The organism is Mesorhizobium sp. B2-4-13 (assembly GCF_006658535.1).
Taxonomy (GTDB): Bacteria; Pseudomonadota; Alphaproteobacteria; order Rhizobiales; family Rhizobiaceae; genus Mesorhizobium; species Mesorhizobium australicum.
Genome location: NZ_VFVB01000004.1, coordinates 120,742 through 136,178 on the forward strand (window position 1 = coordinate 120,742; position 15,437 = coordinate 136,178).

Below are 15,437 nucleotides of genomic sequence, written 5' to 3' on the forward strand. Positions count from 1 at the left end.
GCCGCTACACCTTCGTCCGTTCCGACTTCGGATCGTACATCGGTTTCAGCGATGCCTCAGCCGCAAACCGTTCGCCGGCGATCTCGATTTCATAAGTCGAGGCGAGCACATCCGCCTCGCTCTGCCCTTGGCACGGCACATAGCCCAGCCCGATCGCTCCGCCGAGATGGTGGCCGTAATTGCCCGAAGTGATCGGACCGATGATCTTGCCGTCGCGCAGGATCGCTTCGTTGTGGAAGAGCAGGGGCTGCGGGTCCTTGAGGCGGAACTGGACCAGGCGGCGGTCCAATCCGGCCTCCTTCTTCTTCAGCACGGCATCGCGGCCGATGAAATCGCCCTTGGCCGTCTTCACCGCGAAGCCGAGGCCCGCCTCCAACACATTGTCCTCATCGGTGATGTCGTGTCCGAAATGGCGGAAAGCCTTTTCTATGCGGCAGGAATCCAGCGTGTGCAGTCCACAGAGCTTTAGCCCGACATCGGCGCCGGCCTCATCGATGGCCTCGAAGACATGGGCGGCCTGTTCGGTCGAGATGTAAAGCTCCCAGCCGAGCTCTCCGACATAGGTGACGCGGTGCGCCCGGGCGAGGCCCATGCCGATTTCGATCTCCTGGAACGTGCCGAACGGATTGTTCTCGTTGGAGAAGTCGTTGGGGCTGACCTTCTGGATCAGTTTTCGCGCATCCGGGCCCATCACGCAGAGCACGCTTTCAGCGGCGGTTACGTCCGTGATGATGACGAACTGGTCGCCGACATGCCGCCGCAGCCAGGCGAGGTCGCGCTGCAGCGTGGCGCCCGGCACGACGAGGAAATAGGCCGTATCCGAAAGCCGCGACACGGTGAGGTCGCTCTCTATGCCGCCGCGCTGGTTGAGCATTTGCGTGTAGACGATCCTGCCCGGCGCCACATCCATGTCGTTGGCGCAGAGCCTTTGCAGGAAGGTACAGGCGTCGCGGCCCTCGACGCGGATCTTGCCGAACGACGTCATGTCGAACAGGCCGACCTTGTCGCGGACCGCCAGATGCTCCTCGCGCTGGTTGTCGAACCAGTTCTGCCGTTTCCAGGAATAGCGATATTCGCGCTCCTGGCCTTCGCGGGCGAACCAGTTGGCACGCTCCCAGCCGGCGACTTCGCCGAACACGGCGCCGCGCGCCTTCAGATGCTCGTGCAGGGGCGAGCGGCGCACACCACGCGAGGTTGCCATCTGGCGATAGGGGAAATGGTCGGCATAAAGCAGGCCGAGCGTTTCGGAGACGCGTTCCTTGAGATAGCGGCGGTTCTTCTGGAAGGGTTGAGTGCGGCGGATGTCGACTTCCCACAGGTCGAACGGGGCTTCGCCATCGTTGATCCACTGCGCCAGCGCCATGCCGGCGCCGCCCGACGAGACGATGCCGATCGAATTGTAGCCGGTCGCCATCCAGTAGCCGCGCAACTCCGGCGCCTCGCCGAGATAATAGCGGTCGTCAGGGGTGAAACTTTCAGGCCCGTTGAAGAAAGTGTGGATGCCGGCGGTCGCCAGCATCGGCATGCGGCTAACGCCCATTTCGAGGATCGGTTCGAAATGGTCCATGTCCTCCGGCAACTGGTCGAAGCAGAAATCCTCGCGGATGCCGTCCATGCCCCATGGCTTGGCCACCGGCTCGAAGGCGCCGAGCATCATCTTGCCGGCGTCTTCCTTGTAGTAGGCGCACTCGTCCGGCACGCGCAGCACCGGCAGGCGGCCAAGGCCGGGGATCGGCTCGGTGACCAGATAAAAGTGCTCGCAGGCGTGCAGTGGGATGTTCACGCCGTTCTGGGCGCCGAGGTCGCGCGCCCACATGCCGGCGCAGTTGATGACGATGTCGGTCTCGATCGTGCCCTGGCCTTCGCCTTGCGCCCAGGACACGCCGGAGACGCGGCCATTTTTCGTATGGACCTTGGTGACCTTCACATTCTCCGCGATTGTGGCGCCGCGTTGGCGCGCACCCTTGGCCAGCGCCATGGCGATGTTGGCCGGGTCGCACTGGCCGTCGAGCGGCAGATGCACGGCGCCGACCACGTCCGAGACATTGAGATGCGGGTACATCTCCTTGACCTCATTGGGAGAAATCTCGCGCACGTCGACGTCGAAGGCGCGGGCGAGCGACGCCTGCCGGTAGATCTCGTGCTTGCGCTCTTCGGTCAGCGCCACGGTGATCGAGCCGACCTGGCGCATGCCGGTGCCGACCTCGGTCTCTGCTTCCAGCTTGACGTAGAGATCGGCCGAATATTTCGCCAGCCGGGTCATGTTCTGCGAGCCGCGCAACTGTCCGATCAGCCCGGCGGCGTGCCATGTCGTGCCCGAGGTCAGTTGCTTGCGCTCCAGAAGCACGATGTCGGTCCAGCCAAGCTTGGCCAGATGGTAGGCGACCGAGCAGCCGGAGACGCCGCCGCCGATGATGACGGCCCTTGCCTTGGTGGGGATGGCTTTCGTGGGAAGGCTCCTGGCGGTCATGCGGCCTCACGACGGTAGCTGGAAACGAAACGGCGCAGCCGGGCGGCTGCTTCCCTGAGCACGGGTTCGGGCTGGCACAGGCTAATTCTGATATGGCCGGCCGCGGCTTCGCCGAAACTCGAGCCCGGCATGACGCCGACCTTCTCCTTGTCGAGGAAGGCGAAGGCGAATTTCTCGTCGTCGGGTTCGACATCGGATATGTCGAGCATGACATACATGCCGCCTTCGGAACCGCGCACGGTGACATCGTTCATGCCGCGCACGGCATCGAGCAGAACGGTGCGGCGCGCCGCGTAGCGTTCGGCGATGTCCTTGACGCCATGGTGCTGCTCCAGCGCCTCGGTGCAAGCGATGGAGATGAAGGCCGGCAGGCCGTAGGTCGTCACCAAATTGAGATTGATCAGCAGTGTGATCATTTTTTCCGGACCGGTCAGCCAGCCCATGCGCCAACCAGTCATGCCGTGGCTCTTGGACATCGAATTGATCACCAGCGTGCGCTCGGCCATGCCGGGCAGCGAGCGCGGCGAGACATGCTCGCCGCCGCCCAGCGTCCAATAGACCTCATCGGACAGCAGCCAGAGATCGTGCTCGCGGCAGATTTCGGCCAGCTGTTCCAGCCGCTCGCGCGAATAGACGGCACCGGTCGGGTTGTTCGGCGTGTTGATCAGTATGGCGCGCGTGTTGGGCTTGAGTGCCGCACGGATCATGTCCGCGCGCGGTTGGAACCCATCCTCGGCCGGTGTCTCGACGACGGTGAAGCTGGCACCGGCGGCACTGAAGGTGTTGGGATAGGTGGCATAGTAGGGGGCAACCACGATGGCGTGGTCGCCCGGGTCGAGAACGGCCTGCACGGCCGCGTAAAGTGCTGCCTGGCCGCCCGGCGTGGCGATGACCTCTTCCGGCGTCGTCTCGACACCGGTGCAGGCGCTGGAGGCCGCCGCCATCGCCTTGCGCAGGCGCGGCAGGCCGGGCAGCGGCGTGTAGTGATGGTTGCTGCCGCGAACCGCCGCAACGCAGGCTTCGATCGTCTCCGACGGCGTGTCGAAATCGTGGTCGCCGACCGACAGCATGATAATGTCCTCGCCGGCTTCCTTGCGGGCCCAGGCGGCGAAATGAACTTCCCAGCCGTCCTTGCCCGATGGAACAATGCCGGTGATGCGCGATGATGGTTTAGGCATGTGAGACTCCCGTGATCGCGTAGCCGTCCTGTTGCAGCCGGTCGCGCAAGGCGGCGATATGGGCAGGACCGACCTCGCAGCAACCGCCGACGATGTCCGCACCCGCTTCCACCCAGCCGATGGCCTGGTCGGCGTAGGCATCCGGACCGAGGTCGTGGCGGGCATGCAGTACATCCACCGTGCCGCCATGCTTGAGCGCTTCGGTGGACGTGAAGCCATTGGCATAGGCACCGACCGGGCCGCCGAGCTCGATCAGTTCAGGCAAGGCCGCCGCGATCGCCTCGGGGCGGCAGCAGTTGAGCAGTCGCGCCGCCACCGGCAGATTTCCGAGCGCATCGGCCGACGACGCAATCGTCTCGCCGCTGCGCAAGCGCGGCGTGCCGTGATCGGCCAGCGTCCATGACACCCAGACAGGCTTGCCGCTTTCCGATGCGGCGGTGACCGCCGCGCGCGCTTCCTCCGACGACGCCATGGTCTCGCAAAGGAACAGGTCGACACCGTCCGCCTGCTCGGCGACGATGCGGCGGTAGATGTCGAGCGTCTCCTGGTAGGAGATCGTCAGCGCCGGCGCGTAGCTGCCGAAGAGCGGCGACAGGCAGCCGGCGATCGCCGCGTCGCCGGCCTCGTCGCGCGCTTGCCTGGCGAGCTCGATGCCACGCTTCTGCAATGGCTTGAACAGGTCTTCCGCACCTTCGCGCGCCAGGCGTTCGGGCGTCGCCGAATAGGTGTTGATGGTGATGACGCGGGCGCCGGCGTTGATGAATTCAGCATGCAGGCCGCGCACAAGGTCCGGTTCGTCGATCAGCACCCTGGCCGACCACAGCGGTGTCGGCTCGGACTGGCTGCGCCGCACCAGCTCCTGGCCCATGCCGCCATCGGTGAGGACAACGTTCTTCATGCACGCAGTCTTTCGTTCCTGGGATCCCACAATGGCTCGTCCTGTTGCACGACCGCCGTGAAGCGATCGCCGAAGATCTCGACCTCCACTGATGTGCCGGGTTCGGTCAGGTCGGCGCGCAGCATGCCGAGCGCGATCGACTTGTCGACGCGATGGCCCCAGCCCCCCGACGTCGTCTCGCCGACGATCTGGCCGTCGTGCCAGAGCGTCGACATGTAAGGTGCGTCGCAGTCGCCGGGATCTTCGACCACCAGCGTGACGAAGCGCTTCTTCACGCCTTGCTGTTTTTCGTTCTGGAGGGCCGCCTTGCCGCGGAAATCGGGCTTTTCCCATTTGACGAAGCGCTCCAGACCGCCCTGCAGGATCGAATAGTCGGTCGACAGGTCGCCCTTCCAGGTGCGGTAGCCTTTTTCGAGCCGCAGCGAATCCAGTGCGTACATGCCAAACGGCTTCAGCCCATGATTCTGCCCGGCAGCGCAGATCGTATCGAAGATCGCGGCAGTGTCGTCGACCCTGGTGTGGATCTCCCAGCCGAGCTCGCCGGCGAAGGAGACGCGGACCAGCCTGGCCCAGCGCCCGGCAATCCTGGTTTCCTGATGCGTCAGCCAAGGCAAGGTCAGGTCGGCGTCACAGACGTCGGCAAGGATTTTTCGCGAGTTGGGACCGGCCAGGATCTGCGTGGAGAATTCTTCCGTCCGGTCGATCAGCTTGAACGCCGCATCCCCGGGCATGTGCGATTTCAGCCATTCGAAGTCATGCCACTGTGCCACCGCCGCGGTGATCAGCGTCATGGACTCCTCGCCATGGCGCACCACCGACATTTCGGTGACGATGCGGCCCTTGTCATCGGAGAAATAGACGAGGCCGATGCGGCCGGGCTTCGGCACCAGGCCGGTCACCTGCCGGCTCAGCCATTCGGCGGCACCAGGGCCTTCGAGATTGAAGCGCGAGAAGCCGGGCAGGTCGAGGATGCCGGCAGCGTCGCGGACAGCCAGGCACTCTTCGCGCACGCGCTGCTGCCAAGGCCCGTCGCGGCGGAAGGTCAGCGTGGCTTCCTCGGAGACGTCGTCGCCGTCCCGCGCGTACCAGGTGGCGCGTTCCCAGCCATTGTAGGCGTCGAAACGGGCACCCAGCGCCTTGATGCGATCGTGGATCGGCGACAGTTTCCTGTCACGTCCTTCCGGCCAGGCATGGCGCGGGAACTGGATGGCGTATTCGTTGCCATAGATCTCCATGCCCTTGGCCACGCAATAGTCCGGCGCGGAAGCAAAGGAGGTGAAGCGGCGCGGATCGCACGACCACATGTCCCATTCGGTCTGGCCTTGCGTCACCCATTCGGCCAGCACCTTGCCGGCACCGCCGCCCTGGGCGATGCCGAAAGTGAAGACGCAAGCCTCGAAGGCGTTGGGAACGCCGGGCATCGGCCCGATCAGCGGATTGCCATCCGGCGCATAAGGGATCGGGCCGTTGATGACCTTGGAGAGGCCGGCGGTGCCGAGGATCGGCACACGGGCGACGGCGTCGGCCAGATAATGTTCCAGCCGGTCGAGGTCGTCGGGGAAGAGCTGGAAGGAAAAGTCGTCCGGCATGGGGTCGTTGTGGGTGGCCCAATGCGCGCGGCAATTGCGCTCATAGGGGCCGAGATTCATGCCCGCCTTTTCCTGGCGCAGATAATAGGAAATATCGACGTCGCGCAGCAGCGGCAGCTTCTTGCCCTGTTCCTTCGACCAGGCGGCGAGTTCGGGGATTTCCTCGAACAAAATGTACTGGTGGCTCATCACCATCATCGGCACTTCGCGGCCGAACATCCTGCCGACTTCGGCGGCACGGTAGCCGGCTGCATTGACGACGATCTCGCAGCGGATCTCGCCTTGCGGTGTCTCGACCACCCACTCGTCCTTTTCGCGGCGCACGCCTGTCACGGGGCAGAACCGGATGATTTTCGCACCCATGTCGCGCGCGCCCTTGGCCAGCGCCTGCGTCAGCTGTGCCGGGTCGATGTCGCCGTCGCTCGGATCGTACAGCGCGCCCTTCAACTCATGCGTTTCGAGGAAGGGGTAGCGGCGCTTGATCTCGTCGAGCCCGATCACGTCTATGTCCATGCCTTGGTAACGGCCCATGCCCTTGGCGCGCTGGAATTCCTGGATGCGTTCCTTTGTGTGGGCGAGCCTGAGCGAGCCGGTGACATGGTAGTTCATGGGATAGTCGACGGCGTCGGCCAAGCCGCGATAGAGCTCGGTCGAATAGCGCTGCATGTTCATCAGCGACCAGGAGGAGGAGAAGGTGGGCACATTGCCGGCCGCATGCCAGGTCGAGCCGGAGGTCAGCTCGTTCTTTTCCAGGAGCACGCAGTCGGTCCAGCCGGCCTTGGCCAGGTGATAGAGCGACGAGGTGCCGACAACGCCACCTCCGATGATCACCACGCGCGCCGTGCTCGGCAAACCCGCCATGTTCTTCTCCCAATCTTCAAGCGCGCCGCGCTTCTTTTGCTTTATGGATGCATGTCGTCGGCGACATGCATCAATAGACCGGTGGCGACACCACCCAGATGACAACCGCCGGTTCGCTGCCTGGATTGCGCCAGCGGTAAGGCTTGCCTTCGAAGCGGAAGGAGTCGCCTTCGCCAAGCCGGTGCCAGACGCCCGCAATCTCGATGTCGAACTGCCCGGACGCGATGTATCCGGCCTCCTCGGTCGGCCGGCGGGCCTCGTTCTTCAACTCCGCGCCCGGCGCGAAGACAGACCGCACCATCTCGAAGGTACCACCGAGGTCCGGTGACAGAAGCTCCTCCACGAGGCCGGATTCGCTGGTGCCAAGCGTGCGGCGCTTGCCGGCGCGTACCACGACGCCGCGCTCGCTTTCCACGGGCACGTCATGGCTGAAGAAGAGGCTGATCGGCACGCCGAACAACTCGGCGAAGGCCCTGAGATCGCTGAGCGACGGCGTCGACAGACCGCGCTCGACCTGGCTGACCCAGCCGACCGAACGGCCCAGCTTCAGCGCGATCTCGGCCAGCGTAAGCCCGCGCACCCGGCGCAACGCCCTGATGTCGCCGGCCAGCACTCGTTCGCCAGGTCCCTGCAATGTTCGTGCGGTAGGGGAGGCCAAATCGCTCACTTCATGAAAATTTTCAGGCGAATTTCATGAGAAATGAAGCTCATGAAAAAATCAAGTAGATTTTCACCAATGCTCAAGATTTGCTTGCAGGATTTTGACGGTTCATGCAAAGCCTCCGCCGCGAGCGGCGAGTGGGGACGTCCGATCGAGAACACGGCTAAGGGACGGCCCATGCTGGAAAAGAAGGCTCGAATCGCGGTTGACGCCGAAATCGTCGACGATGCGATCATGTCGCGCCGTTCGGTGCGCGCATTTCTGCCCGACATGATCGACGACGAGACGATCCGTGACATACTGACTGTTGCGGCGCGCGCTCCTTCCGGCACCAACATGCAGCCGTGGCGCGTCTACGTTACCAAGGGCGGGAGCAAGCAGCGGATCACGGATGCCATCATGAATTCCGGAATCCGCGCGGAAAAAGCCGACTGGGACGAATATCGCTATTATCCCACCCAGTTCTTCGAGCCTTATCTCACCCGCCGCCGGGCCAACGGGTTCGGCCTCTATGGCGCGCTCGGCATAGGCCGTAGGGAAGTCGACAAGATGCGCGCCCAGCACGACCGCAACTTCGTTTTCTTCGACGCTCCGGTCGGCATGATCTTCACCATCGACCGCCGGCTCAACCAGGGTTCGTGGATCGATTACGGCATGTTCCTGCAAAACATCATGGTCGCGGCGCGGGGCAGGGGTCTGCATACCTGTCCGCAAGCGGCCTTCGCGCCCTATCACCGGCAGATCCGGCCGGTGCTCGGCATTCCCGACGAGGAGATCGTCGTCTGCGGCATGGCGCTCGGCTATGAAGACACTTCCAAGCCCGAGAACGCCTTCCGCACCGAGCGTGAGCCGCTCGAGGAATGGGTGACGTTCAGCGAATAGGCTCCCGTCCGGCGCAAGCCCGCTATTCCGTATTCATGTGCGCGCCGTGGCCACTGACATGGGCGCCGTCCTGCGGCGTCAGCTTGAGATAGGCTGATAGCGCGCAGAGCGTGATGACGCCTTCGATCACGAACAGGATCCGGAAGTCGCTGGCGACGGCCGGCCCGCCGCCGGCGAGAAACGACAGCATCGCAGCCGCCAGCCCGACGCTGATGGCGACCGCCAGTTGCCACAGGATATAGTAGAGCGCGCTGAAACGGGCGAGCTGTTCGGGCGCGATGTCGGAATAGGCGAGGTTGCCGGTTGAGGCCCATTGCACCGAGCGGAAGACGCCGAAGACGAAGATATAGGTGAGCGTGATCCAGACCGGGGTCGTTGCCTGCACCAAGGCGAAGCCCGCGACCATGGCTGCAACGACGGGCGTGTTGAAGACCAGCACGCGGCGAAAACCGAAACGGTTGAGGAGGCGTGGCATGAAGATACGCATACCCACCGAACCGACCGCCGCCACGAAGGTCAGCGATCCCGCCTGCACCGCGCTCATGCCGAAGCCGAGCTGGAACATCAGCGGCAGCAGGAAGACGACGGAGCTGAGACCGATCGTGTCAAGGCCGCCGCCGGTAAGAAACGAGATGCGGAAGGTGCGGATGCGCAGGAGCTTGAGATCGAGCAGCGGATTGCGCACGCGAAGGCAGTAGAAGGAGGCGGCCGTCAGGATGATGAGCGCCAGCGCAAGCTCGGCCGCGATCATGCCGCCGGCGGCGTCTTTCGCCGCCAGCGAGTCCATGCCGAAGACCAGCAGCACCATGCCGCTGCCGACCAGCAAAAAGCCTGGAAAATCGAACCGCGTGCGCACCGGCTTGGTCATTGTCGGGAACAGCGAGGCGGCAAGAATTGCGGCCGCGAGCGCGAACGGCACGTTGATGAAGAAGATCCAGCGCCAGGAGATGTAGGTGGTCAGCGCGCCGCCGACGAGCGGACCGACCAGCGGTCCGGACTGGCCGGCCAGCGAGATGTACATGTTGATCTTCAAGGTCCGGCTGCGCGGGAAGGTCGACAGGATGACGACCTGGCCGAGCGTTCCCATCAGCGCGCCGCCGAAGCCCTGCAGCGCGCGGGCGCTAACCAGCATCCAGAGGTCGTTCGAGAGCCCGCACATGGCCGAAGAAGCGGCAAACACCAGCAAGGCAAAGCAATAGACGTTGCGCAGGCCGAAACGGTCGGCCGCCCAGCCGCCGAGCGGCATCGAGATGATCAGGCTGGCGACGTAGACGGTGATCAGCAGGCCGAGCTGGCTTGGCGGACGGCCAAGGCTTTCGCTGATGCCCGGCAGCGCCGTCACCACGACATTCTGGTCGAGGCTGGTCATGAACACGCCGCAGGCGACCGTCAGCGGCAGCAGGAGCACGGCTCTGGCCGGCACATCGGCGCGATCGGTAGCGCCGGTGGATAGTTCAGCGGTCATGGGGATGTTCGAACCAAATATGCCGACTCTAAACCGGGATTTTCACCCCTCGGGCCGGTTGGACGACCACGTTTTCCACCTTGGGCGCCTTCGGCAGGATTCTCTAGCGGCAGAACCAGCCGGCATTGAGGCCAGAGGCCGCGGCTCTAAGACCGCATGCCTACTGCACCTCGTAACCGACTTCCTCGCTGGCGTGGCAGAGCGCCTTCCAGAACGAGCGCGCGAAGGAGCGAAAGACATAGATGTCGAACTGGTCGGTGCCGGTGCGCTGGATCTGGGCGAAGACATCGTGATGCGTTGTCGAGCGGCCGGCGCCGACCGGAAAGGCAGGCAGGGCGAAGTCGATGGCGAAGAATTTCGACAGCACCCATTCGGCTTTCGGCCCGGCAATGCGGATCGCGGTGCGGCCATGCGACAGGTCCGTCACCGTGCCGATCGCCGGCGTTACCGCCTTGGTCAATGCTAGGGCCAGTCCTTCGGCTTCATCGGTCACCGTGAATTTTCCCGGCGCGAAGCCGAATACCGCTTTCACGCCGTCGCTCGAGCCGCCGCCGGCGCCATCGGGCAGAGCAAGCCCGGTGACGGTGCGGATGGCCTCCATCAGTTTCTTCTCCTCGCCTGGCCATGCCGCGAGTTGCACGATCGAGCCCGGCCTGGTTTCGGTGAGCAGGATCTCGACGCCATGTTCGAAATTGCCGTGCGAGCCGACATGGAACTCCGGCTCGAGGGGCGATTGACGCTCAGCCATGCATGCGGGTCCCTTCCGGATCGTAGAAGTGGTTGGAGACGATCTCCACGGGCCCGAAGCGGTTGCGCAAGGGATCGGAGACATGCGCACGCGTGCCGTGCCTGGCCTTGCCGCCCTTGACCAGCGCCAGCGCGATATGCTTGCCGAGCGCCGGCGAATAGCAGCAGGCGGTGATGTGCCCGATCGAGCCGTGCGGATTGGCTTCGTCGACGTCCTCGACAATGTGCGCGCCGCCATTGAGCGGCCGGTTGTCGAGCGCGATCAGGCCGACCAGTTCCAGCCGCTCGGACGCGACGAGACCTTCCCGATCCATCATCGCGGAGCCGATGAACGGCTTCTTCTTCGACAGCATCCAGTCGAGATGCAGGTCGCGCGCCGTGGTGCGGCCATCAATCTCGGCGCCGGTGACATGGCCTTTCTCGATGCGCATCGTGCCCAGCGCCTCGAGGCCGTAAGTGACCAGCCCGAACGGCTTGCCGGCTTCGACCAGTGCTTCCCAGACATGGGTGCCGTGGCCGGCGCCGGAATAAACCTCGAAGGCCATTTCGCCGGAGAAGGAAAGCCGGCAAATCATCACCGGAACGCCTGCGATCTCGCCGTGGACGATGCCCATGAAGGGCAAGGTGGCATTGTCCACGGCAGTGCCGGTGACGCAGGCGGCCAAAATCTGCCGCGCTTTCGGCCCGCCGATGGCGGCTCCCGCCCATTCGTCGGTCACCGAGGTGACGTGGACCTTGAGTTCCGGCCAGATCACGTCGAGGAAATATTCCAGATGCTGCATCACCTTGCCGGCATTGGCCGTGGTGGTGGTCATCAGGAAATCCTGTTCGCCCAGGCGCCATGTGGTGCCGTCATCGAAGGCAAAGCCGTCCTCGCGCAGCATCAGCCCGTAGCGCGCCTTGCCGACGGCGAGCGTCGAGAACATGTTGGTGTAGACACGGTCGAGGAACGCCGCGGCGTCGGGACCCTGCACGGCGATCTTGCCCAGCGTCGAGACATCGACGATGCCCGCGCTTTCGCGCGTCGCCTTGGCTTCGCGCACATAGGCCTGTTCGACGGTTTCGCCCGAAAGCCCGTAGATCATCGGCCGGTACCAGAGGCCGGCGGAGTACATGGTCGCGCCATTGCCGACATGCCAGTCATGCATCGGTGTCAGCCGCTCGGGCTTGAGATCGCCGAAGCGCTCCGCTGCCAGCGAGCCGACCGACACCGGCGCGAAAGGTGGCCGGAAACGGGTGGTGCCGACTTCCGGGATCGGTTTGCCCAGCGCTACCGCCATGATGGCGAGGCCGGGGACGTTGGAGCTCTTGCCCTGGTCGGTGGCCATGCCGAGTGTGGTGTAGCGCTTCAGGTGCTCGACCGAGACGAAGCCTTCGCGATGCGCCAGGCGGACATCCTCCGCCGTGACGTCGTGCTGGAAGTCGACGAAGCTCTTGCCGCTGCCCTTGATTTCGAACACAGGCGCGGGATCTGGATCTCCGGGAGCTGCCTCGACAGTGGGCAGCGCCGTCGGCGTGGCGGTGCCGCCACTCGCGGCAAGGCCTGCGGCGCGCCCTTCGGCGATTGCCTCTCCCGTCGAAAAGCTGCCGGTGAACGCGCCGGCGCCGATCCAGCTTTGCGTCGGCTTGGGGGGCAGGAAGGCCTGCCGGGCCGCGTTCCATTCAGCCTTGGCGCCGGCCTGGCTGGCCAGATGGATGGTCGGCGACCAGCCGCCGGACATCAACAGGCAATCGGCATGGATGCTGCGCGCGTCGCCGCTCAGCGCGCCCGCGACCATGTCGAAGCGCTGAACCTTGAGGCCGGACAAGGCCTTGCCGCCTTCCGTGGCGACCACCGCATGGCCGGAAAGCAGTTCCGCCTCGGCTTCGCCGGCCAGCGCGCCCATCTCGGCGGATGGTTGCGGGCGCACGTCGACGATGGCAACGATCGCCGCACCTGCCTGCTTCAGCGCCAGCGCCGAGCGGTAGGCGCTGTCATTGTTGGTGAACAGCACGATCCGCTGCCCCGGCAGCACGCCGAATTCGTTGGCGTAGCGCTCCGCCGCATGCGCCAGCATCACGCCGGGCCGGTCATTGCCGGGAAACACCAGCGGCCTTTCGAAGGCGCCGGTGGCCAGCACGACGGAGCCGGCGCGGATCGCCCAGTAGCGATGGCGCGGCTCCCCCTTGGCGGGCTGCGCCTTGTGATCGCTGACCCGCTCGAGCGCGGCAAGCGTATTGTTATCGTAGTAGCCCCAGACGGTGGTGCGCGGCAGAAGCCGGACATTGTCTCGCGCCTCAAGCTGGGCCACGGTGCGTCGCACCCAATCAGCGGCGGGCGCGCCATCGATGGTTTCGCCGGACCAGTTGGCCGAACCGCCGAAGCGCGGCTCGAGATCGGCCAGGATGACGCGGGCGCCCTGATCGGCGGCTGCCTTGGCGGCCATCAGGCCGGCCGGTCCTGAGCCGACCACAAGCACGTCGCAAAAGGCGTTCATGCGCTCGTAGCGGGCCGGGTCCTTCGCCGATCCGGCGCTGCCGAGGCCGGCGGCGCGGCGGATGAAATGCTCGCAGAACATCCAGAAGCGCGTGCCTTTCAGCGGGCCGACAACCGGTCCCATGAAGGTCTTGTAGTAAAACCCGGCCGACAGCAGTTTTCCGCCGAGCTGGTTGACGGCATGGATGTCGAAGGCAAGCGAGGGGAAACGGTTCTGGCTGACGGCGACCAGCCCGTCATGGATCTCGACCATGGTCGCCGGGATGTTGGGTTCGCGCACTTCGCCCTTCAGCACCGTGACCAGCGCGTTGGGCTCCTCGACGCCCGCGCTCAGCAGGCCGCGCGGCCGATGGTATTTGAAAGAACGCCCGAACAGGGTGACGCCATTGGCCAGCAGCGCGGACGCCAGCGTGTCGCCGCCATGCCCGGCATAGGCAACGCCGTCGAAGGTGAAGCGGATCGTCTTCAGCCGGTCTATGCGGCCGCCGGTATCGGTGCGGCGCGGGCTCATGGCTTGTCCTCCGCCTTGCGGCGCGCGGCCGAGCCGTGGTCGCCGTGCGCGAAGGCGACACTGGAAATCTCATGCGTCAGCGTGTTGCGCACGACCCTGAGATGCGCGCGGCAGCCGCCGGAATGCTGCCAGATCTCATTGTGGTCGCCGGCCGGGTTCAGCCGGTCGTAGACATAGGCATTCCAGGCCTCGAAATTCTGCGAGGCGGGGTCGGGACGTTCGCGGTTGCCGTCACCCTGATAGGTGAACTCGATGACATCGCGCGGGCCGCAATAGGGGCAAGTGATCAGCACGGAATGTTCCTAATGAAGCCTTGTCTAGTGAAGCCTCGGGTTTGCACCCTGGCCCTTGTCGTCGATCACCAGCCCGCGATGAAAGCGCTCCAGCGTGAACGGGGCGTTGAAATCGTGAGGCTGATCCTTGGCGATGGTCCAGGCAAAGCACCAGCCGGAAGCGGGCGTTGCCTTGAAGCCGCCATAGCACCAGCCGCAATTGAGATACATGCCGGGCAGGGGACCCATGGTGATGATCGGCGAGCCGTCCATCGACATGTCGCAGACGCCGCCCCAGGAGCGCAGCATGCGCACACGCGCAAGGCCCGGGAAAAGCGCCAGCATCTCGCTCATCACCTCGTCAACGATGGGCAGGTTTCCGCGCTGGGCGTAGCTGTTGTAACCGTCGATGTCGCCGCCATAGACAAGGCCGCCCTTGTCGGACTGCGACATGTAGAAATGGCCCATGCCGAAGGTCACGACCGTGTCGATGAAGGGTTTCAGCGATTCGGTGACGAAGGCCTGCAGCACATGGCTTTCGATCGGCATCGTCTCGACGCCGGCCAGTTGCATGACCCGTCCGGTGCTGCCAGCCACCGCGACCGCTACCTTCTTGGCCCTGATATCGCCGCGCGAGGTGGCAACGCCGGTAACCCGGTCGCCCTCGCGCAGGAAGCCGGTGACCTCGCAATTCTCGATGATGTCGACGCCGCGCCGGTCGGCGCCGCGGGCATAGCCCCAGGCGACGGCGTCGTGCCGGGCGGTGCCGGCCCGCCGCTGCATCAGGCCGCCGACCACGGGAAAGCGTGCACCGTCGGAGATGTCGAGCGCCGGGATCAGGCGCTTGATCTCGGCTGGTGTCATCAATTCCGCATCGACGCCGAGATGGCGCATCGCGTTGCCGCGTCTTGCGTAGTCGTCGAACTGAGCCGGCGTATGCGCCAGGTTCAGGCAGCCGCGCTGCGAGAACATGACGTTGTAATTGAGCTCGTGCGACAGGTTTTCCCACAGCTTCATCGAATGTTCGTAGAAGCGGGTGTTGGCGGGCAGCAGGTAATTTGAGCGAACGGCCGTGGTGTTGCGGCCGACATTGCCGGAGCCCAGCCAGCCTTTCTCCAGCACCGCGACATTGGTGATGCCGTGTTCCTTGGCTAGATAGTAGGCGGTCGCCAGTCCATGCCCGCCGCCGCCGATGATGATGACGTCGTAGGATGCCTTCGGATCCGGCTTGCGCCAGGCCGGCTTCCAGTCCTTGTTTCCCTTGAGCGCGTTCGCAAGCAGCGAAAAGGCCGAGTACTCTGCCATCATTGTCATCCGGTTCGGGCGATGCGGCAGACTATAGAGCAGGGGGCTGATACAAAGCCAATATTGCGCCATCGCCTTTCGACTGGCCGACGCTTGATGAGCGCGATCGTCGCGGTGACTTG

General features: G+C 64.6%; 11 protein-coding genes. 1 reads left to right on the forward strand and 10 read right to left on the reverse strand.

The features are described from left to right. Window positions 1-4: 4 nt before the first annotated feature. The 5 genes from FJ936_RS12530 to FJ936_RS12550 all read right to left on the reverse strand — a co-directional run bounded on the left by FJ936_RS12530 (window position 5) and on the right by FJ936_RS12550 (window position 7,609). Window positions 5-2,470 (reverse strand): FAD-dependent oxidoreductase, encoded by a 2,466-nt coding sequence (locus tag FJ936_RS12530; RefSeq protein ID WP_140788645.1) that lies wholly within the window; start codon window positions 2,468-2,470, stop codon window positions 5-7. Continuing rightward, the gene (locus FJ936_RS12535; protein ID WP_140714798.1) at window positions 2,467-3,648 is read right to left on the reverse strand and encodes a pyridoxal phosphate-dependent aminotransferase; all 1,182 of its coding nucleotides are present in this window, start codon (window positions 3,646-3,648) and stop codon (window positions 2,467-2,469) included. Before FJ936_RS12535 ends, FJ936_RS12530 begins: the two co-directional genes overlap by 4 nt. After that, the gene (locus tag FJ936_RS12540; RefSeq protein WP_140788643.1) at window positions 3,641-4,546 is read right to left on the reverse strand and encodes a homocysteine S-methyltransferase family protein; all 906 of its coding nucleotides are present in this window, start codon (window positions 4,544-4,546) and stop codon (window positions 3,641-3,643) included. The genes FJ936_RS12535 and FJ936_RS12540 overlap by 8 nt, the downstream gene beginning before the upstream one ends. Further along, the gene (locus FJ936_RS12545; RefSeq protein WP_140788641.1) at window positions 4,543-6,996 is read right to left on the reverse strand and encodes an FAD-dependent oxidoreductase; all 2,454 of its coding nucleotides are present in this window, start codon (window positions 6,994-6,996) and stop codon (window positions 4,543-4,545) included. Before FJ936_RS12545 ends, FJ936_RS12540 begins: the two co-directional genes overlap by 4 nt. A 70-nt stretch (window positions 6,997-7,066) precedes the next feature. Then, window positions 7,067-7,609 (reverse strand): XRE family transcriptional regulator, encoded by a 543-nt coding sequence (locus FJ936_RS12550; RefSeq protein ID WP_023769828.1) that lies wholly within the window; start codon window positions 7,607-7,609, stop codon window positions 7,067-7,069. 225 nt (window positions 7,610-7,834) lie between these two features. On the opposite strand from FJ936_RS12550, the gene FJ936_RS12555 reads away from it, so the two are divergent. After that, window positions 7,835-8,539 carry a nitroreductase gene (locus FJ936_RS12555; RefSeq protein ID WP_041163815.1) on the forward strand — a complete coding sequence of 235 codons (705 nt, stop codon included), beginning with the start codon at window positions 7,835-7,837 and terminating at the stop codon, window positions 8,537-8,539. A 22-nt stretch (window positions 8,540-8,561) separates the two neighbouring features. On the opposite strand, the gene FJ936_RS12560 is transcribed toward FJ936_RS12555, so the two are convergent. The 5 genes from FJ936_RS12560 to FJ936_RS12580 form a co-directional block, all read right to left on the reverse strand. Beyond that, window positions 8,562-10,004 (reverse strand): MFS transporter, encoded by a 1,443-nt coding sequence (locus tag FJ936_RS12560; protein ID WP_140661032.1) that lies wholly within the window; start codon window positions 10,002-10,004, stop codon window positions 8,562-8,564. A 160-nt stretch (window positions 10,005-10,164) separates the two neighbouring features. Beyond that, window positions 10,165-10,752, reverse strand: a complete 588-nt coding sequence (locus FJ936_RS12565; protein ID WP_140714808.1) for a sarcosine oxidase subunit gamma — start codon at window positions 10,750-10,752, stop codon at window positions 10,165-10,167. Then, complete coding sequence (locus FJ936_RS12570) at window positions 10,745-13,738, reverse strand: sarcosine oxidase subunit alpha (protein ID WP_141906622.1); 2,994 nt, start codon at window positions 13,736-13,738, stop codon at window positions 10,745-10,747. Before FJ936_RS12570 ends, FJ936_RS12565 begins: the two co-directional genes overlap by 8 nt. Then, entirely contained in the window at window positions 13,735-14,031 is a 297-nt protein-coding gene (locus FJ936_RS12575; RefSeq protein WP_141906623.1) for a sarcosine oxidase subunit delta, read from the reverse strand. Before FJ936_RS12575 ends, FJ936_RS12570 begins: the two co-directional genes overlap by 4 nt. Before the next feature lie 24 nt (window positions 14,032-14,055). After that, window positions 14,056-15,315: a sarcosine oxidase subunit beta gene (locus FJ936_RS12580; protein WP_141906624.1), complete on the reverse strand. Its 1,260-nt coding sequence runs from the start codon at window positions 15,313-15,315 to the stop codon at window positions 14,056-14,058. Between the last annotated feature and the right edge of the window lie 122 nt (window positions 15,316-15,437).